At 41.8% G+C, this 23,033-nt stretch carries 25 protein-coding genes and 1 other annotated feature; of the genes, 2 read left to right on the top strand and 23 right to left on the bottom strand.

The genetic code is table 11. The features are described 5' to 3' along the window. Window positions 1–6: 6 nt before the first annotated feature. The 9 genes from arnF to btuC all read right to left on the bottom strand — a co-directional run bounded on the left by arnF (window position 7) and on the right by btuC (window position 9,334). Complete coding sequence (arnF, locus tag GKR48_RS09625; RefSeq protein WP_154627937.1) at window positions 7–414, bottom strand: 4-amino-4-deoxy-L-arabinose-phosphoundecaprenol flippase subunit ArnF; 408 nt, start codon at window positions 412–414, stop codon at window positions 7–9. Continuing rightward, complete coding sequence (gene arnE, locus GKR48_RS09620) at window positions 411–758, bottom strand: 4-amino-4-deoxy-L-arabinose-phosphoundecaprenol flippase subunit ArnE (RefSeq protein ID WP_154627936.1); 348 nt, start codon at window positions 756–758, stop codon at window positions 411–413. The genes arnF and arnE overlap by 4 nt, the downstream gene beginning before the upstream one ends. Further along, the gene (arnT, locus tag GKR48_RS09615; protein WP_154627935.1) at window positions 755–2,413 is read right to left on the bottom strand and encodes a lipid IV(A) 4-amino-4-deoxy-L-arabinosyltransferase; all 1,659 of its coding nucleotides are present in this window, start codon (window positions 2,411–2,413) and stop codon (window positions 755–757) included. The genes arnE and arnT overlap by 4 nt, the downstream gene beginning before the upstream one ends. 7 nt (window positions 2,414–2,420) lie before the next feature. Further along, the gene (gene arnD / locus GKR48_RS09610) at window positions 2,421–3,314 is read right to left on the bottom strand and encodes a 4-deoxy-4-formamido-L-arabinose-phosphoundecaprenol deformylase (protein WP_154627934.1); all 894 of its coding nucleotides are present in this window, start codon (window positions 3,312–3,314) and stop codon (window positions 2,421–2,423) included. Further along, window positions 3,314–5,299, bottom strand: coding sequence for a bifunctional UDP-4-amino-4-deoxy-L-arabinose formyltransferase/UDP-glucuronic acid oxidase ArnA (arnA, locus tag GKR48_RS09605; protein ID WP_108479020.1), 1,986 nt, complete (start codon window positions 5,297–5,299; stop codon window positions 3,314–3,316). The genes arnD and arnA overlap by 1 nt, the downstream gene beginning before the upstream one ends. Next, window positions 5,299–6,291, bottom strand: coding sequence for an undecaprenyl-phosphate 4-deoxy-4-formamido-L-arabinose transferase (gene arnC, locus GKR48_RS09600; protein WP_036950457.1), 993 nt, complete (start codon window positions 6,289–6,291; stop codon window positions 5,299–5,301). The genes arnA and arnC overlap by 1 nt, the downstream gene beginning before the upstream one ends. Continuing rightward, window positions 6,291–7,436: a UDP-4-amino-4-deoxy-L-arabinose aminotransferase gene (gene arnB, locus GKR48_RS09595; protein ID WP_154627933.1), complete on the bottom strand. Its 1,146-nt coding sequence runs from the start codon at window positions 7,434–7,436 to the stop codon at window positions 6,291–6,293. Before arnB ends, arnC begins: the two co-directional genes overlap by 1 nt. A gap of 124 nt (window positions 7,437–7,560) precedes the next feature. Further along, complete coding sequence (locus GKR48_RS09590) at window positions 7,561–8,328, bottom strand: vitamin B12 ABC transporter ATP-binding protein BtuD (RefSeq protein ID WP_154627932.1); 768 nt, start codon at window positions 8,326–8,328, stop codon at window positions 7,561–7,563. A gap of 1 nt (window position 8,329) precedes the next feature. Then, the gene (gene btuC, locus GKR48_RS09585) at window positions 8,330–9,334 is read right to left on the bottom strand and encodes a vitamin B12 ABC transporter permease BtuC (RefSeq protein WP_154627931.1); all 1,005 of its coding nucleotides are present in this window, start codon (window positions 9,332–9,334) and stop codon (window positions 8,330–8,332) included. Between the two features lie 122 nt (window positions 9,335–9,456). On the opposite strand from btuC, the gene GKR48_RS09580 reads away from it, so the two are divergent. Beyond that, the gene (locus tag GKR48_RS09580) at window positions 9,457–10,614 is read left to right on the top strand and encodes a RhoGAP domain-containing protein (RefSeq protein WP_154627930.1); all 1,158 of its coding nucleotides are present in this window, start codon (window positions 9,457–9,459) and stop codon (window positions 10,612–10,614) included. Window positions 10,615–10,687: 73 nt separating this feature from the next. Here GKR48_RS09580 and ihfA read toward each other — a convergent pair whose 3' ends face one another. From ihfA to GKR48_RS09515, 13 genes are all read right to left on the bottom strand, one after another. Beyond that, window positions 10,688–10,984, bottom strand: a complete 297-nt coding sequence (gene ihfA / locus GKR48_RS09575; RefSeq protein WP_004263721.1) for an integration host factor subunit alpha — start codon at window positions 10,982–10,984, stop codon at window positions 10,688–10,690. Window positions 10,985–10,988: 4 nt separating this feature from the next. After that, window positions 10,989–13,376: a phenylalanine--tRNA ligase subunit beta gene (gene pheT / locus GKR48_RS09570; protein WP_154627929.1), complete on the bottom strand. Its 2,388-nt coding sequence runs from the start codon at window positions 13,374–13,376 to the stop codon at window positions 10,989–10,991. A 14-nt stretch (window positions 13,377–13,390) separates the two neighbouring features. Next, entirely contained in the window at window positions 13,391–14,374 is a 984-nt protein-coding gene (gene pheS, locus GKR48_RS09565) for a phenylalanine--tRNA ligase subunit alpha (protein ID WP_036950469.1), read from the bottom strand. Window positions 14,375–14,497: 123 nt separating this feature from the next. Continuing rightward, window positions 14,498–14,628 (bottom strand) — a sequence feature (Phe leader region). Next, window positions 14,578–14,622 carry a pheST operon leader peptide PheM gene (gene pheM / locus GKR48_RS09560; RefSeq protein ID WP_126437459.1) on the bottom strand — a complete coding sequence of 15 codons (45 nt, stop codon included), beginning with the start codon at window positions 14,620–14,622 and terminating at the stop codon, window positions 14,578–14,580. It overlaps the preceding feature by 45 nt. 120 nt (window positions 14,629–14,748) lie before the next feature. After that, a complete protein-coding gene (rplT, locus tag GKR48_RS09555) occupies window positions 14,749–15,105 on the bottom strand; it encodes a 50S ribosomal protein L20 (RefSeq protein ID WP_006659451.1) in 357 nt (118 codons plus the stop codon). A 44-nt stretch (window positions 15,106–15,149) separates the two neighbouring features. Continuing rightward, window positions 15,150–15,347 (bottom strand): 50S ribosomal protein L35, encoded by a 198-nt coding sequence (gene rpmI / locus GKR48_RS09550; RefSeq protein ID WP_004263702.1) that lies wholly within the window; start codon window positions 15,345–15,347, stop codon window positions 15,150–15,152. A 93-nt stretch (window positions 15,348–15,440) separates the two neighbouring features. Further along, on the bottom strand, window positions 15,441–15,980 hold the full coding sequence (gene infC, locus GKR48_RS09545) for a translation initiation factor IF-3 (RefSeq protein WP_071992133.1): 540 nt from the start codon (window positions 15,978–15,980) through the stop codon (window positions 15,441–15,443). 287 nt (window positions 15,981–16,267) lie between these two features. Next, window positions 16,268–16,807 carry a translation initiation factor IF-3 gene (gene infC, locus GKR48_RS09540; RefSeq protein ID WP_071992134.1) on the bottom strand — a complete coding sequence of 180 codons (540 nt, stop codon included), beginning with the start codon at window positions 16,805–16,807 and terminating at the stop codon, window positions 16,268–16,270. A gap of 3 nt (window positions 16,808–16,810) precedes the next feature. Further along, complete coding sequence (gene thrS / locus GKR48_RS09535) at window positions 16,811–18,739, bottom strand: threonine--tRNA ligase (RefSeq protein ID WP_154627928.1); 1,929 nt, start codon at window positions 18,737–18,739, stop codon at window positions 16,811–16,813. Between the two features lie 257 nt (window positions 18,740–18,996). After that, window positions 18,997–19,374 carry a hypothetical protein gene (locus GKR48_RS09530; RefSeq protein ID WP_154627927.1) on the bottom strand — a complete coding sequence of 126 codons (378 nt, stop codon included), beginning with the start codon at window positions 19,372–19,374 and terminating at the stop codon, window positions 18,997–18,999. A gap of 121 nt (window positions 19,375–19,495) precedes the next feature. After that, window positions 19,496–19,873 carry a hypothetical protein gene (locus GKR48_RS09525; protein WP_336431143.1) on the bottom strand — a complete coding sequence of 126 codons (378 nt, stop codon included), beginning with the start codon at window positions 19,871–19,873 and terminating at the stop codon, window positions 19,496–19,498. 181 nt (window positions 19,874–20,054) lie between these two features. Next, a complete protein-coding gene (locus GKR48_RS09520) occupies window positions 20,055–20,504 on the bottom strand; it encodes a methyltransferase family protein (RefSeq protein WP_154627926.1) in 450 nt (149 codons plus the stop codon). A gap of 113 nt (window positions 20,505–20,617) precedes the next feature. Next, window positions 20,618–21,016, bottom strand: coding sequence for a hypothetical protein (locus GKR48_RS09515; protein WP_154604083.1), 399 nt, complete (start codon window positions 21,014–21,016; stop codon window positions 20,618–20,620). 543 nt (window positions 21,017–21,559) lie between these two features. Between GKR48_RS09515 and GKR48_RS09510 the strand changes: the two genes are divergently transcribed. Further along, window positions 21,560–22,264 (top strand): MarC family NAAT transporter, encoded by a 705-nt coding sequence (locus GKR48_RS09510; protein WP_154627925.1) that lies wholly within the window; start codon window positions 21,560–21,562, stop codon window positions 22,262–22,264. On the opposite strand, the gene GKR48_RS09505 is transcribed toward GKR48_RS09510, so the two are convergent. Then, window positions 22,258–22,917, bottom strand: a complete 660-nt coding sequence (locus GKR48_RS09505; RefSeq protein WP_336431142.1) for a transglycosylase SLT domain-containing protein — start codon at window positions 22,915–22,917, stop codon at window positions 22,258–22,260. The two genes, GKR48_RS09510 and GKR48_RS09505, sit on opposite strands and share 7 nt — an antisense overlap. Window positions 22,918–23,033: the final 116 nt, after the last annotated feature.

Raw genomic sequence — 23,033 nt, 5'->3', positions numbered from 1 at the left:
CTGATGCTATTTAGCTTTTTTGGTTAAAGGCTTGGAAGGTCGACTGATCAGCCATACGCCTAACAGAATAAATGCAATCCCCGCCGCTTTTAACGCCGTTGCGGGTTCATTAAACCATGGCAACACCACCGCCAGTATGTAAACAAACACATAGCTGAGACTGATAAGCGGGTAGGCTTTATTGAGCGCAATGTATTTTAACGCGAATAACCAGCACAACATTGATAATGTATAACAGACTAACCCGACAAAGATAATCCCTAAACTTGCCGCATTATCTGCTAGCCATTCTAGCTGCAACCAGTGCCAACCTAGAGAGAACGATGGAAGTTCCACAACTCCCGCTTTTAGACTAAGTTGTGCGACGGTAACTAATAGCGCGCTACCGAGTACCCATAAGTATCCTTTATTCATACACTTATACTCATCAGTAGTATACCTATCATGATTGAGGCAACCCCAAGCCAGTGGTTTAGTCCAGTTTGCTCATGGTAGACAAATTGCCCTATCAATGTGACCAAGACGAAATTAATACTGAGCATCGGGTAGGCAATACTGAGTGGCATTGTTTCCAATAACTTTAGCCAAAACAGCATTCCCAATCCCAGCATTAATACCGCCAGCACCAACCAACAAATGGCAGATGCGGCTTTATTATGTTTGTCTCCTTGCCAAGTGACGACCGCTTGCTTTTGGGCAATTTGCCCAATGCAAGTTAACACACTGACAAGGAGTAATAGAAGTAATTGCGCTATCATTGTTTATGGTAAACCACTATTGCCATACGTGAATTCTTAATGACTTCATCCGGCTTAGGAATGTCTGGCAAACCTTCTTTTTTACCTAACAAGAACACCACGGTGACCTGCCCTTCTTGGCGAGCTTTCGCTAGCCATGCGGCAAATTCATCCGGTTTAACCAAACGATGCGCACTGTCTGGGTATTCCAAGCCATAGGTTAATTCACCGCTGCTATTATAGAGATAAATATTGGAATTTTTGGTTTCCCATGCCAGTCCCGCAGCCACCCCAACGTTGCTTGCCATTAAATATTGACTATTCATCAAGAGATCATGATTTTGATGAATAAAATTCTGCGGTAACTTCGAGTCAATCGTGTTATTTGGCAATGCGCTACCAATACATAAACTGACTGCCAATGAGCAAGACGCCGCCCACAACCAATATTTTGCATTTAATACGGTGCAGAGATAGCCGATGATCGCCCAAATCGAAAACGCCACAACTCCCAACACCATTTTTGACCATTCATCATGCTCATATAGAGGCTTTTTGATCACACTGCTAACGATAATTACCGCGATCACGGCGGCAATCCCGATCACAATGTTAATAATTCCGTTAGCTTTCAATGCCTTCATGGTGCCATCGCGTACACAATCCACACCATATTTCGCCATTAACAGCGCCAATGGCGCCATAAACGGCAGCATGTAAGTCGGTAGCTTCCCTCGAGAAATACTGAAGAAAATCACCGGAACCACAAACCAACATAATAAAAAGAACATATCTGGGCTAGATTTACGCTCTTTCCATCCTTTAATTAAGGAGCCAGGTACTAAGCCCATCCACGGAATAGCCCCAAGCAAAATAATTGGAATGTAGTACCAGAATGGTGCGACGTGCTGAGCATCATCTGCCGTAAAGCGTTTCACATGCTCAATCCAGAAAAAGTAATTCCAGTAATCCGGTTCTTGTTTGGCTATTGCCAATGCCCATGGCAAGCTGATGATCACCGCGGTGATAATCGCTAATGGACCATACTTGAGCATTTCAAGGAAACGTTTTTGATACAAGGTGATAGGTAGCATCACGATAACCGGAATGGCTAAAGCTAAAAAGCCTTTAGTCATAAATGCCATACCGCAGGCCAAGCCAAGAGCTCCCCACGCGGCGAGTTTGGTCTTAACCTCTCGAGCCTTCATTGCCCATAAGCAACAAAACATACTGGCGGCTATCCATAACGATAGCATCGGGTCGAGAACGCTGTATGTTCCCACCGCAAACACCAAGAACATCGAGATGTAGATGAAACTTGCCACATAAGCAACATGGCTATTACGCCACATCATTTTTGCCATGCGGTAAACCAGCAAAGTGCTTAATAAAATACAGAAGACAGAACCAAAACGAACTGCAAAGTTTGTATCACCAAAAATCATTTGGCTAATATTGTTGATCCAATACCCCGCCACTGGCTTCTCAAAGTAACGAATATCCAGCATGTACGGCACAATCCAGTCACCGCGTTGTAGCATTTCGCGACTGATTTCCGCATAACGGGTTTCATCCGGCTGCCAAAGTAAACGGCTGTTTAACGGCAACAAATAGGTCAAGACAAAAAAAAGAGCCAGCAGAGAGGCTCCTACTTTGCTCGCTCGGTTATTCAACATGGGTATTTTATTCCTCTTCTTGGCAGCCCAGCCAACCTTCTCGTCCCGGGAATGGGGCGCGAACCACTCTTCCTTTTGGAAGCGTATTGATGTCTTCAGGCAACAATTCACTCAATGTACAGAATTGGATTTCTTCTTGCTTAATTCGTTCCAATAATTGTGAAAATTGTTGTGACTTTGACATTCCTTCCACTTCCGTATGGATAGTGTAAACAGGAACACCTTGGTCATCTTTGATTGCTTGGAGAATAAAGTCATTAAATTCTTCGTCCGCTACCACTGTACCAACGACTTCATCGTAGGTCGGTAACGTCACAGGAATTTGCACTGTTCCCAACGAACCATCACGTAGAATAGGTCTAAATGGGAACTTTCCACGGCAGTCGCTGTTGTAGTCAAAATTAAACCCTTGTTTAACTTCGAGTACACGCTCGTCACCACGCCACCCTGCTACCGCTGAACAAGTGACTCGTTGACCTGTCGCGTTGTGCAGTGCGTCGACACCCAATTTCACTTGTTCAGTGAGTTGAGCCTCGCTCCATTTAGCCACTTTGGCTTGCCACCCTTGATGATCCCACGCATGTAAGCCGACTTCATGCCCAGCGTCCAAGGTTTGTTTCATCAAATAGCCTAAATCTTTGGCGATTTTTTTACCTGGCCACGCAGTACCCGCCAGTAAAATATCTAAACCATACAAAGATGCCGCATTCGACCGTAGCATTTTCCACAGAAATTTAGGACGCAAAAGGCGCCATAAATGGCGCCCCATATTATCGGGTCCTACACTGAAGAAAAAGCTGGCCTGAATATCATGCTCTTTGAGCACTTTAAGTAATTGAGGAACCCCTTTCAATGTACCTTGATAGGTGTCCACATCGATTCTCAAGCCAACTTTTTTCATTATTTTTTGCTTTCCAGCTCTTCTACAGCACCCTGTAAGAAGAAGTCTAATGTTTCTTCAATGGTATCTTTCATGTCGATAGTCGGAACCCAGTCAAGTAAACGACGTGCGTTTTCAACACTTGGTTTACGATGCTCAACGTCTTGGTAACCTTGACCATAGTAGCTAGCACTTTCGATTTCACGGAAACCAGCAAATGGAGGGAACTTGCTACGAGCTGGGTGTTTTTCGAAGCTTTCTAACAGCATTTCCGCTAACTGACGAATACTTGCTTCGTTAGTTGGGTTACCGATGTTGATGATTTGACCATCACATTTGCCGTCTTTATTTTCAATGATGCGGAACAGTGCTTCGATACCATCTTTGATATCCGTGAAGCAGCGTTTTTGTGCACCACCATCGACTAACTTGATTGGTGAACCTTCAACTAAGTTCAGGATCAGCTGAGTGATTGCACGTGAGCTACCAATACGCGCAGAGTTCAAGCTGTCTAAACGTGGACCCATCCAGTTAAATGGACGGAATAAGGTGAATTTCAGACCTTCTTTCGCGCCGTATGCCCAGATAACTCGGTCAAGTAACTGTTTAGATACAGAGTAAATCCAACGTTGTTTGTTGATTGGACCGACGATCAGACGAGATTCGTCTTCATCAAATTCTTTATCATCACACATACCATAAACTTCAGATGTGGATGGGAAGATGATGCGTTTGTTGTATTTCACGCAGTAACGAACAACTTTCAGGTTTTCTTCGAAGTCTAATTCGAATACACGCAGTGGGTTACGGGTATATTCGATTGGCGTCGCGATAGCAACCAGTGGCAGAATAACGTCACATTTTTTGATGTGGTACTCAATCCACTCAGTGTGGATGCTTACGTCACCTTCGATAAAGTGGAAACGAGGGTTACCAATGAAACGTTCAATCGCAGATGAGCCAATATCCATACCATAGATATCGTAGTTGTCATCTTGTAACAGACGCTCAGTTAAGTGGTTACCGATAAAGCCGTTCACACCTAAGATAAGGACACGTTTACGACGCTTAACTTGCGCAGTTGGTTTAGCACCAACGCGAACGTCAGTTACGATGCCCATTTCGTTAGCCAGACGGTTGCCTTGCATGTACAGACCAGTTTCGCTTTGACCGCTAACGATTTCCAGTGCGCCTTGACCACATGCGATACGCAGTGGGTCGCTAGATAATACGGTACCCGCAGCTTTACCTTGGTTATCGTCTAATACACGAGCACGCCATACTATCATTTTACGTGCACCTAAATAGGTGAACGCGCCTGGGTATGGTTCAGTCACTGCGCGGATCAGGCAGCTAATTTCTTTCGCGCTGCGGCTCCAGTCGATTTGACCATCATCAGCACAACGACGACCGAAGTAGCTTGCTTGGCTCTCATCTTGAGCAACAGTTTTGTAGCTGCCCGCTTCGATTAATGGCAGAGTTTTATCTAACAGAACTTCTGCTGCTTCACGGACTTTCGCATGCAGAGTCAGGGCAGTATCAGTATCCGTGATAGCCACTTTTTCTTGCGCTACGATATCGCCAGCATCAGCTTTAGCGACCATTTTGTGCAGCGTTACGCCAGTTTCACTTTCACCATTTAACAGTGCCCAGTTGATTGGTGCACGACCACGGTATTTAGGCAGTAAAGAACCGTGCAGGTTGAAAGCGCCTTTCGGTGCTAATGCTAACAGTTCTTCGCTTAACATATCGCGATAATAGAAAGAGAAAATCACATCGGGTTTCATCTCACGAATACGTTCAATCCACAGTGGGTGGTTAACGTTTTCTGGAGCGAAAACAGGAAGTTCCATATCTGCACTGACACGAGCTACAGAAGAGTAAAAGTGGTTTTCATTTGGATCATCAGTGTGAGTAAATACTGCCTGAATATCAAAACCCGCTTTCTCAAGCGCTTTTATCCCTACACAGCCAATATCATGATAGGCAAAAACAATAGCTTTCATTAGTTTTCTTCCTGATTTTTGTCGGTTTTAAGGTCTGCACCGACGACTTTTTGAATAAAATAACGAGGTCTCGCGCGCACATCATTATAGATCCTACCGATGTATTCGCCCAATAATCCCATAGCAACAAACTGCGCGCCGATAAACATAAAGAGTATCGCAAACAGTGTAAATACGCCGTCAGCTGCCCAGCTCGCACCAAACAGTAAACGTAAAACAATTAACAACACTGCCAGCACAAAGCCGCCAGCAGCGATAATGCTACCAACCACGCTTAACAGACGCAGAGGCGCAGTCGTTAAACAAGTTAATAAGTCATACATTAAATTAATCAGCTTCATAAAGCTGTATTTTGAATCACCAAACTCGCGTTCAGCATGCGCTACATCAATTTCGATGGTTCTACGCGCAAAGGTATTCGCTAAAATAGGAATAAATGTGCTGCGTTCATGGCATTGAAGCATCGCTTCAATAATATGACGGCGATAAGCTCGCAGCATACAACCGTAGTCACCCATTGAACGACCCGTCGCCTTGGTGATCATTGCATTGATCATTTTTGACGCCGTTTTGCGGAACCATGAATCCTGACGGTTAGCACGACGAGTTCCAACAACATCATAGCCTTGAGCCGCTGTTTGTACTAAACGAGGGATCTCTTCCGGTGGGTTTTGTAAGTCCGCATCGAGCGTGATAACTAAGTCGCCATCCGCTTGATTGAAACCCGCCATAATCGCAGAATGTTGACCATAATTGCGGTTTAAAATGATCGCAATCACATGGTTATCTGGGTTTTCAGCCGCTTCAACCAACATTTTTGCAGAACGGTCGCTACTTCCATCGTCAACTAAAATTAACTCATAAGCTTGAGTCAGTTGTTTACAGGACTTAATCGTACGTTCTAACAGCTGAGGCAGACTTTGCTCTTCGTTATAAACAGGGATTACCACTGAGACTTTTTTAATCTCATCAAATTCATCAGCTAATGACACTATTTTGACTCCAAAAGGACTGTATTAATCGCACTCACTACCCGTTCAACATCCGCGTCAGTCATATCTGGGAACAGAGGCAATGAGCAAAGCGTTGCACTATTCCATGTTGATTCTGGTAATGACAGCTCTGGGTATTTTTCGCGGTAATATTTTTGTGTATGAGCCGCACGGAAATGTAATCCCGTACCAATATTATGCTCTTTTAGCTTCTCCATAAATGCATCGCGGTCAATGCCACACACAGACTCATCAACACGCACCATAAATAAGTGGTTAGCGTGTAAATGTGGGTATTCTGGCACAGATAACATTTGTAATGGAGAGTCTTTTAGTAACTCACGGTAGCGTGCCGTCAGTTCAGCTCGACGCTGGTTCAAATACTCAACGCGGGACAATTGTACTACTGCAATCGCCGCATGAATATCAGATAGGTTATATTTGAAACCCGGCTCAACCACTTCGGCTTGCGGTTTACGGCCTTGCATTTGGCGATCAAACGCATCTACACCTAAACCATGAAATTTTAATGCACGAACACGCTGAGCGAGTACATCATCGTCAGTGGCGACCAGACCACCTTCAGCACAGGTTACGTTTTTGATTGCATGGAATGAAAAAATGGCAGTTCCCTTCTCACCAATCCACTCATTTTTATAACGCGTTCCGACCGCATGAGCCGCATCTTCAATGAGGAAAACACCCGCTTTTTTGGCGATGGCACGTAGGGCATCTAAATCACAAGGCGCCCCCGCATAATGAACAGGAATAATTGCCTTCGTTTTGCTCGTTAAGGCTTTTTCTACTGCTTCTGGCTGAATCATGAGGGTATCACGATCAACATCAATCATAACTGGCGTTGCACCTAACAGCTCAATCATATTGATAGTTGAAACCCATGTTTGTGACGGAGTGATAACCTCATCACCTGGACCGATACCCAGCGCCATCAAAACAACATGCATACCTGCGGTTGCCGATGCGAGGGCAATCGCATGCTTGCAACCATAACGTTTACAAAAATCTTCTTCTAATTGATGATTCTGTGGGCCTGTAGTGATCCAGCCTGAACGCAGAACGTTTTCTACTGCCTTAACCTCTTCATCCCCGATTGCTGGTTTTGAAAACGGAAGGAAATTGCTCATATTGTCTGTAGCCTAGTTTCATTATGAATAGGATATTCTAGTTAAAATTACTTTAACCGAACCTCAACACCAGTCATCATTACTGCAATAATTGCCATAATACGGGCAATAAGAACACGATTAGCTAATTAGTATGGTCGTTAATTTGCCATACTTTATTCAATGAGCTCTGATTGAGTTTTATATCAGCCATAAATACATCTGACAAATGACTTTCTGTCATGACATTGTCAGGCTCACCTGCATAGATAATTGCGCCTTTCTTCATCATCCAAATTCGACTTGCATTTTTATAAGAATGACTAAGATTATGTCCACTCATTATAACTGTTCCTGCGCAATGACAAAAACATTTCACCCATTTATCTAGCATTCCTTGCTGAATAATATCTAAATTGTTTATTGGTTCATCAAATAAGATTATTTTTCCGCTCAAATAGTCTCGATCCCATACCTGCAAAAATACAGCAACTATCCGAATTCGCTGCCATTCCCCACCAGATAATTGGTTAATAGGCTTAGATAATAATGATGAAAGTTGAAAATCTTCGCATAATTCGCTAAAAATCGTGGGCGGAACGACATGCTGCTCAATAAACAAGGATAAGTATTGAAACACTTTTAAACTCGGTAAAATTCCCGTTTGCTGTGTGAGATAAGAACGACACCTTGCAACATCCTGAACAGCATAATCTTTCAAATTGACATTATTAAAAAAAATCGTTCCTGTGTAAGATGTGCAACCACTCAACGCTGAAAGTAAGGTGCTTTTCCCTGCCCCATTGGCACCTAATAGGTGTATCTGCTCCCCTGCAAAAACGGATTGATTAATACCCCGTAACCGGTTTTTCACAGTCAGATTTTGCGTTTCAATCATCACTGTTTTATTCATATTATTGTCGCCACGTATGATTTTTGACGAGAAGATAAATAAAAATAGGGGCTCCCAAGGTTGCAGTAATCACGCCAATCGGAATTTCAGCATTGTCTATCAATAATCGGGACAACAAATCTGCAACTAATAAGCATAGCGCACCAGCAATTGCACAGGCTGGCAATAAAAAACGGTTATCAGTGATCCCACTTAGCCTTAATATGTGGGGGATCACTAATCCTATAAAACTAATTGCCCCCGCAATTGCTACGCTGAGTCCAATTAATATTCCAGTAATGATAATTAATATTAATCGCCAACGATGCGTAGAAATACCCAATTGATAAGCTTGAATATCACCCAGTAATAAATAATTTAAAATTCTTCCCTGAGTGATTGCCCAAAATAAAAACGGAAGGCAGGCTATGACTAATCCTATTTGACGCCAATCAACACCACTGAAACTGCCCATCATCCAATACAGCAATTGACGTAAATCTAAATTACTGCTCATGTAAACCATCCATGTCATACACGCACCACTGATCACACCTAGCGCAACACCAACTAATAATAAGCTGGCATTATTCAAATGTTGATGGCGAGCAAAATAGAGTAAAATACCCGTGAGGGCTAAAGCACCGATAATGGCACTCATGCTAACTAGCCAATAATAGGCAACCCCCGATGAGAGCAATACGGTAAAAACAACTGCAACCCCAGCACCATTACTGACCCCTAACAATCCAGGTTCCGCTAATGGGTTCTCAAATAACGCTTGCATGATGGCGCCCGTTACTGCCAATGATGCTCCAATGGTGATAACCGCAAGGAGCCGAGGTAAGCGGATTTGCCAGACAAATAATTGTGCGGAATCATCCATCCATTGGCTCGGCCAATACCAAATTTCTCCTGCACTGAGCGATAGCATTGCAATGATAAAAAGACTCAGTAACAACAAAAAAATCAAACCTATATCGGATTGATATTGCTGTTTTTGTAATTGTTTCAAGGAAATAGTCATTACATTTACAATAATTATCTTTTGTTAAAAAATAAGCGCGTTTTATATAAGAGAGAGCATAAAAAAAAATTTAAACTGCTGCCAATTTTAATTTTACTATTAACCACTATAAGGGGTTACACATGGCACTAAATACAGTTAACCATTCTTCCAAACCGCAACTCTCTGCATATAACACAAAAGAGACTGACCAAGCTGAGAATAAGGCTAACAGTCATTTTAAAACATCAATAAAAAAAGCAACTCAATCATTAGTTAGCTTTTTTTCTTTACTTTTTAGTTGCCAAAAAAAACAAGCCAGCCAGAAAAAAACCGTTTCAAATGAACCCTTTGTTATGATTAGCCTTCCGTACAAGGATGCATCGTCACGCACGGTTTCCTTTGCAGATGAAACTTCCACAAGAAATTTACCACCTCAAGATGAAATTATACCTAAAGCGGATTTAACTGGAAATCCTCGAGTCGAGGCTGCACGAGCGGCTGGATTAAACGCCATCGCTCAACATAAAGCCCTGCGAGCAGAAAAAAAACGAAAAAACGAAGCGACTGAATTGCAGCAAAGCAATGCGGAGCTCATTAATACTAGTGACAATCTTTCTGACACAGATAGAGAGAAAAATCATGCAATTAACCTGCTAGGCTGTACGATCTATAAGCATGACGAATATTCAAAAAGTAAAGGTATACTTCGTATTGAAGGTGGCCAAAATGATGTCAGTGAACTCGTTAATAAGATAAATGACCCAGAGAGTGGCCGTTACGATCTTACGCAACTAGAGCACTATCCTTTACTAACATTATCCAGTGCATTTAAAAAAATAGCAGGAGAATTACTCAGAAAAACTACCAACATCGATTTCAGGTCAGATACTTCATTTAATGATTTACAAGCCTGCGCCGATGCAATACAAAATAAAGAAGATGTGACCCAACAAATTAAAGGTAACAAGCAATTAAAAAGTAAAGCCTCTTCAATCTTAAAAAACTGTGACAATAGGATCCACAGTGCATTGAGTCGCCTAGCACCACCGCCATTAACATTACAACTTGTTGTTCGTTTTTGCGCTCTTCTTTCCAACGATGAAGCATCCCATAAAATGTCCATCAGGAATTTAGCTATGATGTTCGCACCGCACTTGATTAACACAAGCAACACACCGCAACATAATAGTCTGGATCCTATTACTGCAACACAAAAAGAAGCTAAAGCGATTAAACTCGCTGAGAATTATATTGTCGCGTTAATCCATCAAGAGAAAAGTAAATTTCACCGTATTTAAAAAGTGTCTTTTACTTAAAAACAAAGACCGCCTAGGCGGTCTTTTTTATTACTCTGCTATTCAGAGAATAGGATTACTCTTTTGGGGTTGCTTTTTCCACGCGGCTTTTTAATTTTTGGCCTGGACGGAAGGTAACAACACGGCGAGCAGTAATTGGAATATCTTCCCCAGTTTTAGGGTTACGACCGGGACGTTGATTTTTATCACGTAAATCAAAGTTACCGAATCCAGATAATTTAACTTGCTCACCATTTTCTAAGGAAAGGCGAACCTCTTCAAAGAAAGTTTCAACAAGGTCTTTCGCATCACGTTTGCTAACACCCAGTTTTTCAAACAAATTTTCTGACATTTCAGCTTTAGTAAGCGCCATAAGTTTAGTCCCTCAAGGAGGCTTGGAATCGCTGTTTTAACGCAGCAACACACAGATCAACGGTCGCGGTAATCTCTTCTTCTTCCATGGTACGCTGGGTATCTTGGAAGACGAGACTGATAGCGAGACTCTTATAACCCTCTGCTATCCCCTCACCACAATACACATCAAATAAGTTTATGCCAACTATATGATTTATGCCAACTTTTTTACATTCTGCTAAAACTTCGGCAGCTGCTACAGTTTCTGGCACAACCACAGCAATGTCACGACGGTTTGACGGATAACGCGAAATCGCTTTCGCTTCTGGAATAACACGCTGTGCGATTGCATCAGTACGAACTTCAAACACGACTGTACGACCATTTAAATCGAGTTTACGTTCTAGTTCTGGATGAACAACACCGATAAAGCCAATATGTTCATTTTCCAGATAAATCCCAGCACTTTGCCCAGGATGTAGTGCTGGATGTGCTTCAGATTTAAATGTAATTTGATTTAGTTTTCCAGTCAATTCAAAAACAGCTTCAAGATCACCTTTTAAATCAAAGAAGTCAACAACTTGTTTATCTAATGACCAATGTTCATCGAATTTGTTGCCCGTGATCACACCCGCCAGCATGTTTTCCTGACGAATACCATATTCTGCTTGATTATCAGGCGTAAAGCGTAGACCTGTCTCAAATAAACGAATTCTGTTTTGTTGACGATTTTGATTATAGACCACAGTGCCTAATAAACCAGTCAACAGAGACAAACGCATTGCGGACATGTCAGTTGAAATTGGATTTGGCAAGGAAAGTACTTCTTCCTGCGGATGTAATAGGCTTTGAATTTTAGGGTCTACGAAGCTATAAGTAATCGCTTCTTGATAACCACGGTCAACTAACATCGCTTTAATACGTTTCAGCGGTAAATTCGCTTCTTTATGATCTGTCATGATCAAGTCAGCGCGCAGCGGTACGTCTGGGATATTGTTATATCCGTATACGCGAGCGACTTCTTCCACTAAATCTTCTTCGATTTGCATATCGAAACGCCAGCTTGGTGCCACCACACTCCAGCAATCTGCTGAAACTTGGACTTGGCAACCTAAACGCGTCAGAATATCGGTCACAGTTTCGTCTGCGATCACATGACCGATTAAACGGTCTAATTTTTTACGCGTCAGCTTAATATTTGCTGGTTTCGGTAAATGTGCTTCGCTAGAAACGTCAATGATTTCACCAACTTCACCGCCACAAATTTCCACGATCAACGCAGTTGCGCGCTCCATTGCTTTAAATTGCAGCTGTGAGTCAACACCACGTTCAAAACGGTGAGAAGCATCGGTGTGCAGACCGTAATTACGGGCACGGCCAGTGATAGCCAGTGGTTCGAAGAATGCACACTCTAATAAAATGTTCTTGGTTTCAGCGTTAACACCTGAGTGCTCACCGCCAAAGATACCCGCGATGCCCAAAGCTTGAGTTTCATCGGCAATTACCAGCGTATCAGATTTCAAAGTAGCTTCAGTACCGTCTAGCAGGACTAATTTCTCTTCATCTTTAGCCATACGTACAACAATTGCGCCATTTAAACGATCTAAATCGTAAGCGTGTTGTGGCTGACCTAATTCCAACAGAACATAGTTTGTGATATCAACCACAGCATCAATAGAACGAACACCGCCACGGCGCAGTTTTTCTTTCATCCACATTGGCGTTGGTGCGCTAACATCGATATTTTTGATCACACGACCTAAGAAGCGTGGGCAGGCAGCAGGTGCTTCCACGCGAATTGGGAATGTGTCTTTAATTGTGCTCGCCACTGGGCTGATTGCAGGTTCAACTAAATCTAACTTGTTGATAACCGCCACATCACGCGCCACGCCTAAGATACTTAAACAGTCTGCACGGTTTGGGGTAATGCTGATTTCAATCGCGTGATCATCTAATTTTAGATATTCACGGATGTCAGTACCAATAACCGCGTCTTGTGGTAATTCAATAATGCCGCTGTGGTCATCAGAAATACCTAACTCAGAGTATGAGCACAACATGCCTTCTGATGGCTCACCACGTAATTTCGCCGCTTTAATTTTGAAATCACCCGGTAATACCGCACCGACGGTTGCAACGGCAACGCGTAAGCCTTGACGGCAGTTTGGTGCGCCACACACGATATCTAATAAACGGTCACCGCCGACATTCACTTTCGTGACACGCAATTTGTCTGCGTTAGGGTGTTGTCCACATTCAACAACTTCACCCACAACAACGCCGTGGAATTGACCCGCAACGGTTTCAACGCCATCAACTTCCAGACCCGCCATTGTGATCTGGTCTGATAATTCTTCACTACTTACCGCCGGGTTTACCCATTCGCGTAACCATAGTTCACTGAATTTCATGAGATAGACCCGCCTTATTTAAACTGTTTGAGGAAACGAAGATCGTTTTCGAAGAATGCACGAAGGTCAGATACGCCATAACGCAACATGGTTAAGCGCTCCATTCCCATACCGAATGCAAATCCAGAGTAGACCTCAGGGTCAATACCGACATTGCGTAATACATTAGGATGCACCATACCGCAGCCTAATACTTCCAGCCATTTACCGTTTTTACCCATAACATCAACTTCAGCAGAAGGCTCTGTGAACGGGAAATAGGAAGGACGGAAACGAACTTGGACTTCTTCTTCAAAGAAGTTGTTCAGGAAGTCATGAAGAGTACCTTTCAAGTTGGTAAAGCTAATATCTTTATCAACAATCAGACCTTCAGTTTGGTGGAACATTGGGGTATGAGTCTGGTCGTAGTCATTACGATAAACACGGCCTGGCGCAATGATGCGGATAGGTGGTTGCTGACCATTCATCGTACGGATCTGCACACCGGATGTTTGGGTACGTAATAAACGTTTCGCATCAAACCAGAAAGTATCGTGATCAGCACGCGCTGGGTGATGAGCAGGAATGTTCAGAGCGTCAAAGTTATGATAGTCATCTTCGATTTCAGGTCCTGTCTCAACAGAGAAACCTAATTCACCAAAAAATTCTTCAATTCGCTGAATGGTGCGAGTTACTGGGTGTAATCCACCATTTTCCATACGGCGACCCGGTAATGAAACATCGATTTTTTCTGATGCTAAACGTGCATTCAGAATATCGGCTTGCATTGCATCTTTACGGGCGTTCAGTGCATCTTGAACTTGGACTTTAGCTTCATTAATCACAGCCCCTGCTGCTGGGCGTTCATCCGCAGGCAGATCACGCAACGTTTTCATCTGGAGTGTGAAGTGGCCGCTTTTGCCTAAAAATTCAACACGCACTGACTCTAACGTCGCAACATCTTGGGCCTGTTCAATGGCTGCTTTTGCCTGTGCAACCAATTCAGCGAGATGTGGCATTGTTTCCCCTTTATGACCACTCGGTCTTTTGCTAGTTATTCACTAAATTTATCAAATTTCACAAATCATATTAATAAGATGTGAATACCTGACTGATTTTACTGTATTTTCTATCAAACCAAAAACAAAAAAGCCTCCTGACGGAGGCTTTAGCGTAACTTTTCGTTTCTATTCTACTCGCTATACGCAAAAGCCCCCGAGATTCAGGTGCTAAAGTAAAAAAAGAAACGAAAAATAACGTTGTTCATTAAAAGAGTCTCAAAAACACAGGTTTAAAGTGACTAATATTGACTGAAAGTATTAACACAAGCTGATTTTTAATACAAACATTATAAATGAAAAGAGGAAGTTTCCTTCCTCTCTTCAAGCAAACATTAAGCTAAAGCGCCTTTTGCTTTTTCAACTAAAGCAGTGAATGCTGCTTTATCGAAAACTGCGATATCTGCTAAGATCTTACGGTCGATTTCAATTGAAGCTTTTTTCAAGCCATTGATGAAACGGCTGTAAGACAGGCCGTTCTGACGAGCCGCAGCGTTGATACGTGCGATCCACAGTTGACGGAACTGACGTTTACGTTGACGGCGGTCACGGTAAGCATATTGACCAGCTTTGATTACCGCTTGAAATGCTACGCGGTAAACACGTGAACGTGCACCATAGTAACCTTTCGCCTGTTTCATGATTTTTTTGTGACGTGCACGTGCGATTACACCACGTTTTGCGCGAGCCATAGCTATCTCCTATCGTCTTTATTCTTAATTAACTAAATGTTTACTTATGCGTAAGGCAGGCAAGCAACAACCAGACCCAGATCGCCCTTAGATACCATTCCTTTCGGACGTAAATGGCGTTTACGCTTAGTAGACTTTTTAGTCAGAATGTGACGAAGGTTTGCATGCTTACGCTTAAAGCCACCGCCTGCAGTTTTTTTAAAGCGCTTTGCTGCGCCACGTACAGTTTTAATCTTTGGCATTTCTTTTATTTCCAACTTCGCATTGTGATTAACTACGAATTAATTAGGCGAATAATACTCACATTACTGTGAAACTATTACTTGGTTGCCTAATTATTTCTTCTTAGGTGCCAGCACCATAATCATTTGACGCCCTTCAATCTTCGAAGGGAATGATTCAACAGATGCTAACTCTTCCAAATCAGACTTGATGCGGTTAAGCATTTCCATACCGATTTGCTGGTGAGCCATTTCACGACCACGAAAACGCAGTGTTACTTTCGCTTTATCACCATCTTCTAGAAAGCGAATCAGGTTGCGTAGTTTGACCTGATAATCACCTTCATCTGTACCAGGGCGGAATTTAATTTCCTTCACCTGAACAACTTTTTGTTTCTTTTTCTGTTCTTTTTGAGACTTGCTCTTCTCATAAAGGAATTTGCCGTAATCCATGATACGACAAACTGGCGGTTCAGCATTTGGGCTAATTTCAACGAGGTCTACACCTGCTTCTTCAGCTTTTTCAAGCGCTTCACGCGCGCTCATGATGCCTAACTGTTCGCCGTCTAAACCGGTTAAACGGACTTCAGGAACACGAATTTCATCATTAATACGATTTGGTCGTGTTGATGGGATTCTTTTTCCGCCTTTAATACTTCATTCCTCCAACTGGATAAAGAGATTTGCTATATTCTCTAAAGCAAGCGCCTCGGTAATGTCTTTTTAAACAATTTATTACCCAAACGCGATATTCTTTTTTGGCTTTAACTCGAACAAAGCGAGTTTTACAAAGCGATTCGACCGCGGATTTTACTGCTTATTGTGGGATTACTCAAGCAGATATTCAAATTATTCGCAGAGGATCATGTAAATAGCCAAGTCTAACAATAAAAAACGCGAGTGAGGTGCTATCCCCCACTCGCGTTCTTAATCATGACCTATTATTTTTTCTTAGGCCCCATCACCATGATCATTTGGCGACCTTCAATACGTGAAGGGAATGATTCAACAACGGCTAGCTCTTCTAAATCCGCTTTGATGCGGTTAAGCATTTCCATACCGATTTGTTGGTGAGCCATTTCACGACCACGGAAACGCAGTGTGATTTTCGCTTTATCACCATCTTCTAAGAAACGAATGAGGCTACGTAATTTAACTTGGTAGTCTCCTTCATCTGTTCCCGGACGGAATTTAATTTCCTTCACTTGAACAACTTTTTGTTTCTTTTTCTGCTCTTTTTGAGATTTACTTTTCTCATAAAGATACTTGCCGTAATCCATGATTCGACAAACTGGTGGCTCTGCGTTTGGGCTGATTTCAACTAAATCAACACCAGCTTCTTCCGCTTTGGCAAGTGCGTCACGCACACTCATTACACCAAGTTGTTCACCGTCAATGCCAGTAACACGGATTTCAGTTGCACGGATCTCTTCGTTAATACGATTCGGACGTGCTGTTGGGAGTTTTTTTCCGCCTTTAATACCTTATTCCTCCATCTGATTGAGCTGACGACTGCGAATTTCTTCCAGTAGTTTAGTCATGAATTCGTTAACATCAAGGCTGCCTAAATCTTTACCACGACGGGTACGAACAGACACTTTACCTGATTCAACTTCTTTCTCACCACAAACCAACATGTAAGGAACACGACGCAGGGTGTGTTCACGGATCTTAAAGCCGATTTTCTCGTTACGTAAGTCCGCTTTCGCACGAATGCCAACACTTTGCAGCTTGCTAACTAATTCTTGAACATAGTCTGCTTGACTATCTGTAATGTTCATCACAACAACTTGTTGTGGTGCTAACCATGTTGGGAAGAAACCTGCATATTCTTCCGTTAAGATCCCGATAAAGCGCTCTAGTGAACCCAGAACCGCACGGTGAATCATAACTGGCGTAATACGCTCATTATTTTCGCCAACATAAGAAGCATTTAGACGACCCGGTAAGAAGAAGTCTAATTGTACAGTACCGCATTGCCATGCACGGTCAAGGCAGTCATACAGTGTGAATTCAATTTTCGGGCCGTAGAATGCACCTTCGCCAGGCTGATATTCAAACTCAATACCTTTTGACTTCAGCGCATTGGCTAAGTCTGCTTCTGCTGTATCCCACATATCGTCTGTACCGATACGCTTTTCAGGACGAGTAGATAGTTTTACAACGATTTTTTCGAAGCCGAAAGTGCTGTAAACGTCATAAATCATCTCAATACAGCTAGTCACTTCACCCAGAATTTGATCTTCAGTACAGAAGATATGAGCGTCATCTTGGGTAAAGCCACGTACGCGCATTAAACCATGCAGTGCACCTGATGGCTCATTACGGTGACAGCTACCAAATTCTGCCATACGCAGTGGTAAATCACGGTAAGATTTTAACCCTTGGTTAAAGATCTGAACGTGACCTGGGCAGTTCATGGGTTTGACACAATATTCACGGTTCTCAGATGAAGTTGTGAACATCGCATCTTTGTAGTTTTCCCAGTGACCTGTTCTTTCCCACAATACGCGGTCCATCATAAATGGGCCTTTAACTTCTTGGTAATTGTAAGATTTAAGTTTGGTACGTACAAAAGTTTCCAGTTCACGGAAAATTGTCCAACCATCGTTATGCCAGAACGCCATGCCCGGCGCTTCTTCCTGCATATGATATAAATCTAATTGCTTACCAATTTTACGGTGGTCACGCTTCGCCGCTTCTTCTAAGCGCAGCAGATATGCAGCAAGCTGCTTTTTATCTGCCCATGCAGTACCGTAAATACGTTGCAGCATTTTATTGTCGCTGTTACCGCGCCAGTATGCTCCTGCTACTTTTTGTAATTTAAAGTGGTGACAGAAACGCATATTTGGTACGTGTGGACCGCGACACATATCAATATATTCTTGGTGGTGATATAAACCAGGGCGATCATCTTGACTAATATTTTGATCCAAGATTTCAACTTTATAATCTTCGCCACGGTTTACAAATGTTTCACGAGCTTCCGCCCAAGAAACACGTTTTTTAACCACGTCATAATCTGTTTTGGCAAGCTCAAGCATACGCTTTTCTAGCTTGTCCAAATCTTCCTGGGTCAGCGTATAGTCAAGGTCAATATCATAATAGAAACCGTTGTCGATAACCGGACCGATTGCCATTTTGGTATTTGGCCACAATTGTTTAATTGCATGACCTAATAAGTGAGCACAAGAGTGACGAATGATTTCTAGACCATCATCATCTTTACTCGTGATAATTGACAGGTTTGCGTCATGCTCGATCAGTTCACAAGCATCCACCAGCTCACCATTAACACGACCAGCGATACATGCTTTTGCTAGGCCAGCGCCGATATCGCGAGCCACATCCATGACAGAAACTGCATGGTCGAATTGACGCTGACTTCCATCAGGAAGAGTAATAACAGGCATTAAAAAATCCTTATCAGCAGTGGTGACCCACACGAAAGATCACTTGCTTGATTATTCCAAAGTTTATAAATCAATACGTTACTGACGATTTCTCACTTCACTATGCGAGATAGGCACACAACTATGTACACATTATATAAGCCGAGGCAGATATAATTGATAACGCAATTATGCACATCGCTAGCAACTCAACTCGTAATCATAACACAGACATATTTTATGGCGATAGCCAGTTGTTGATTATTCTAGCGCTAAAATTACTGCTGCTCTGGGCTCATTAACGTGTAATCCGCCGACATAATAAGAACATTATTACCATAGCCATTACAATCCGTTCTCACCGCATATTCAGGTAACCAAGCAATACGTGATTTTGAACGCGATAATGAAAGATTCAGGGTTGTCGGATGCTCTAATGCGCTAATAAGATAGACTAAATCAGTGGTGGCTGAACAGAGTTCAAAATTAATATGATCAGCATAAATAGCATGCCAATCCTCATGATACGGGATACCTTGCTTATTGATGATTGCACTCATTTCATCTGCGGTATAAACAAGCTGTGCAGAAGCACTTGGAGCCAGCAACACAAAGGTTGATAACGCCAATAACGCGGTAATTATGCCTTTTTTCATCTCTCACCATACTTTTTTACAATAAATCGTTAAGGGGAGAAAAATACCATTCCATCATCCTGCAAAAAACGACAAAAAGGCTACTCAACATGACTATGAATAGCCTTATTAAAACAAAAAGTTACCAACAACTGCGATGATTACCACGTCCACCCCATCCACCATCACGATATGGGCGGTTGTATTGTTTATCTTCTTCGTTTCGAAGCTGCAGTGATAAATCATCAAGCTCTTTCACCAGCGCTTTCACTTTCGCATCATCATCTTTGGCGCCGGCATCGTACAGCTTATTCAATTCAAAACGCTTATCATCAAACTCTTTCGCTAACTTAGCGATTTCATTATTTTGGCGATAATTGTTTTGGTGATAATTGTTTTGATGATAATTGTTTTGATAGCGGTGATCATAGTTTCCATTGCAGTAAGGGCATGCTGCAGCCGATGCCGAATACAGTAATACTGAAGAGACGATAGCACCTAATAACACTTTTTTATTCACGGCAATAACCTCACAAGTCTATGGGTTATACCAGTTTACATTTACCTAAAGGAAACCGCCTTGAATAACATCAAAATTCGCATCAAAAGCTAAATTCACAGATAACAATTGCAGAAAATATCAATGAAATAGGTAAAAATGCTTATTAATAATGAATAACTAACGGATTAGGCCAAAACAATCACAACCAACGCCGCGTTTGCTGAGTATAAGCCTGCCACTCCTCTTTAAAACGTTCAGATAAGAATTTTTCTTCTTGGGGAATGGTATACAAGTCAGTAATTAACCAAAAGACCAAACCTGATACCAAGAAATAAGGTGAATGCGAAAATAAAGCGAAGCTTAAACTCATCGAGGTAAAAGCAAGATATAACGGATTACGAGATAACCGATAAGGGCCTCTAGTAATAAGAGAAGACGCCGGGCTAATAGGATTTGGTGAGGTTTTTTGCTGAACAAAATAATATAAACTTGCGCCAATCCAGCCGAAAGCCTCTAAGGCAATCAAGATGCCGATAATTCCCATCCAACCAGAAAAACTCCAGAAAAAACCCTCTTTGATATGCAGATAATAAGCAGCAAATCCATTGAGCGCTAACCAATTCACAAATGGAAGTTTAAAAATGCTCATCACAGATCCTAAATTGATATTCATCTGGCAAGCATATCATGGATAAAACGATAAGAATTGGCACCGATGTCAATAATATTTAATAACACAGAGTGAAGGAGTACTCTGTTATTTTATGAACGATATCCTAAAGAAAAAACGCTTTTTAGACCTTCAAGATTGGCATACTCTTGTTCACATACAGAATTACGCACATCGCTGGGTAAATTATTTAATCTCGCTTGGATATTAGCAAGTTGCTCTTCTAACCCATTCATTCCCTTCACTTCGACAACATCTGCATTTGCTTGCAGATAATCTGTAAAGCTTCTTAAATTATTTTCTAAACTATCGCACGCATTATTCGTCAATCCGTTTTGTTCCATAAAGGAATTGACTGAAGCGGGTAATAATTGAGAGAGCGAAGGAAAAATAGATTGTTTCCACGTTTGTGGAAACAGGATCAGCACGGCAGCAATAGCCAAAACAAGCAGCATTGATGAAGTAACTAATGGCGACAGTAACTTTCTCATTGGCTATCCTAAAATTCTATTTAACATGGAATTTAGAATACACAACAAACCGTAAAGCAATTTTTAAAATAAAAAAGAGTTTGTAAAGAATATTCCAATTATATTACCAAGAAATAAGATTATCGCCTGACAATAATCTTTTAACGAATTTACATAACCTGTCAGTAAAACAGATAGCACTGTATATACTCACTAACAAATGAACATAAACCCCCTCTAGCAATAATGCCCTTGACCTTTTTATCTCACATAAAAAGGTTTTTTTTCGCTCAAAATATTGAATGTTTTTAATCCAGCGATATACCTCTTTGTTATTCAACAAATAATTACACTTATTCACACATGAATCGGGATGTTATCCACAGTTAATGTGAACAACTTTGTCATTCATTAAGTAAAAACATTACGCAATTTCACGTAAAAAAGTCTCTTTATCCTATATTTGATGGGAGAATACCCTTCAGATTCCACAAATTAGTAACAATGTTTGTTATAGTTCCAACGAGAAGCCATTCTAGATTAATTTGGAGGGTAATTTTCGATATGCAAGATATTTTACAACTTTTTCAAGCCGTTGGCCTTGGCTTAGTTTTACTCCTTCCACTGGCTAACCCACTGACCGCCATTGCCGTGATGCTCAGTATTTCTGCCAACATGACCAAAGAACAACGTGACCATCAATCACGGCTGGCTGCAATTTATGTCTTTTGTATCATGCTCGTCGCTTTTTATGCGGGCCAATTAGTCATGAATACCTTCGGAATTTCCATTCCTGGACTACGTATTGCTGGGGGACTTATCGTGGTCTTTATTGGTTTTGGGATGTTATTTCCTAATTCAGAAAATAGTGAAGACAACAGTAATGTTTCCACTGACGATTTAAGTGTTCCCAAAAAACGTCAAGGTAACCAAAATATTGCCTTCGTTCCTCTCGCTATGCCAAGTACCGCAGGGCCGGGTACTATCGCGATTATTATTAGTTCCACCGCCTCTTTACAAGGGGATATTGGTTTTACGCCATGGGTTATCACCGTTGCACCCATTGTTGTTTTTCTGATTGCCAGTGTAATTGTTTGGATTGGGCTACGGGGTGCGACTTCAATTATGAAATGGCTAGGAAACAGCGGAATTGATGCAATTGGGCGGATAATGGGGTTTTTATTAATTTGTATGGGAGTGCAATTCGTCATCAACGGCATCGTTGAAATTATCGCGCAACTCCCACACTTAATGACGGAATATCAGTAATTCACTGCTAATGCGTTATACGCATTCTTAACTTTCCACAAATAGCGTGGAGCCTGCGGTGCGGGGTGTTTAGACTGAACATGTTGATAGAACTCTTCTGGCGATAAATTATTTATCATCGCGATAGCTTTAGTTTTATCATTATCAAACGTTCTTAATAATGCCCCAGCCCCATTCACATAAGCCACAACTGTCGCATAATACATAGTCTGCGGATGGCTAATCCCCGCTAAATGTTGCTCTTTGAGAATACGAATATAGGTTGTACCGATATCAATATTTTTACGTGGATCTTTTAAATCGTTAGAACTTGGCTCACCAGAACGTCCTTGATAACGATATGCATCACGCCCTGCTGTTGATGCTTTAATTTGCATTAAACCAATGGCATTAGATTTACTCACCACTTCAGGTCGGAAGTTAGATTCTACTTCAATAATGGCTCTGATCAGTGTTTCATCCACACTATAGCGATTCGCAGATTCACGAATAAACTCATCATAAGGGGTTCTCGGATAGCTAGTATTGGCTGCCGTATTTGGCATTTGATTGCGATTATCTAGCATTCTTGTTCTGTTCACGGTTTTATTGGGATCACTTGAACAACCTGCCAATAGCAAAAGTACAAGCGCACTGCCGACCATTTTTTTCACTGTTGTATCCTCTGCAAATTAAAACACCGAAAGAATAGCTAATCTTTAGAAAAATAATACATTTTTTACTTAACTTTTACTTCTGGACGTGTTTTAGTTATGTTAAATAATAATGA

The organism is Providencia sp. wls1943 (assembly GCF_009706275.1).
Classification (GTDB): Bacteria; Pseudomonadota; Gammaproteobacteria; order Enterobacterales; family Enterobacteriaceae; genus Providencia; species Providencia zhijiangensis.
Note: the sequence above shows the minus strand (reverse complement) of the source record. Positions and strands in the feature narration are given on the sequence as shown.

Coding starts and splice junctions, on each gene's coding strand:
- GKR48_RS09520 (WP_154627926.1), bottom strand. CDS start 20,504: ATGAGCATTTTTAAACTTCCATTTGTGAATTGGTTAGCGCTCAATGGA.
- thrS (WP_154627928.1), bottom strand. CDS start 18,739: ATGCCTGTTATTACTCTTCCTGATGGAAGTCAGCGTCAATTCGACCAT.
- pheT (WP_154627929.1), bottom strand. CDS start 13,376: ATGAAATTCAGTGAACTATGGTTACGCGAATGGGTAAACCCGGCGGTA.
- arnE (WP_154627936.1), bottom strand. CDS start 758: ATGATAGCGCAATTACTTCTATTACTCCTTGTCAGTGTGTTAACTTGC.
- rplT (WP_006659451.1), bottom strand. CDS start 15,105: ATGGCTCGCGCAAAACGTGGTGTAATCGCACGTGCACGTCACAAAAAA.
- btuC (WP_154627931.1), bottom strand. CDS start 9,334: ATGACTATTTCCTTGAAACAATTACAAAAACAGCAATATCAATCCGAT.
- arnF (WP_154627937.1), bottom strand. CDS start 414: ATGAATAAAGGATACTTATGGGTACTCGGTAGCGCGCTATTAGTTACC.
- pheS (WP_036950469.1), bottom strand. CDS start 14,374: ATGCCACATCTCGCTGAATTGGTTGCACAGGCAAAAGCAGCCATTGAA.
- arnA (WP_108479020.1), bottom strand. CDS start 5,299: ATGAAAGCTATTGTTTTTGCCTATCATGATATTGGCTGTGTAGGGATA.
- arnT (WP_154627935.1), bottom strand. CDS start 2,413: ATGTTGAATAACCGAGCGAGCAAAGTAGGAGCCTCTCTGCTGGCTCTT.
- rpmI (WP_004263702.1), bottom strand. CDS start 15,347: ATGCCAAAGATTAAAACTGTACGTGGCGCAGCAAAGCGCTTTAAAAAA.
- GKR48_RS09580 (WP_154627930.1), top strand. CDS start 9,457: ATGGCACTAAATACAGTTAACCATTCTTCCAAACCGCAACTCTCTGCA.
- GKR48_RS09530 (WP_154627927.1), bottom strand. CDS start 19,374: ATGAAAAAAGGCATAATTACCGCGTTATTGGCGTTATCAACCTTTGTG.
- arnB (WP_154627933.1), bottom strand. CDS start 7,436: ATGAGCAATTTCCTTCCGTTTTCAAAACCAGCAATCGGGGATGAAGAG.
- ihfA (WP_004263721.1), bottom strand. CDS start 10,984: ATGGCGCTTACTAAAGCTGAAATGTCAGAAAATTTGTTTGAAAAACTG.
- GKR48_RS09510 (WP_154627925.1), top strand. CDS start 21,560: ATGCAAGATATTTTACAACTTTTTCAAGCCGTTGGCCTTGGCTTAGTT.
- GKR48_RS09590 (WP_154627932.1), bottom strand. CDS start 8,328: ATGAATAAAACAGTGATGATTGAAACGCAAAATCTGACTGTGAAAAAC.
- arnD (WP_154627934.1), bottom strand. CDS start 3,314: ATGAAAAAAGTTGGCTTGAGAATCGATGTGGACACCTATCAAGGTACA.
- GKR48_RS09515 (WP_154604083.1), bottom strand. CDS start 21,016: ATGAGAAAGTTACTGTCGCCATTAGTTACTTCATCAATGCTGCTTGTT.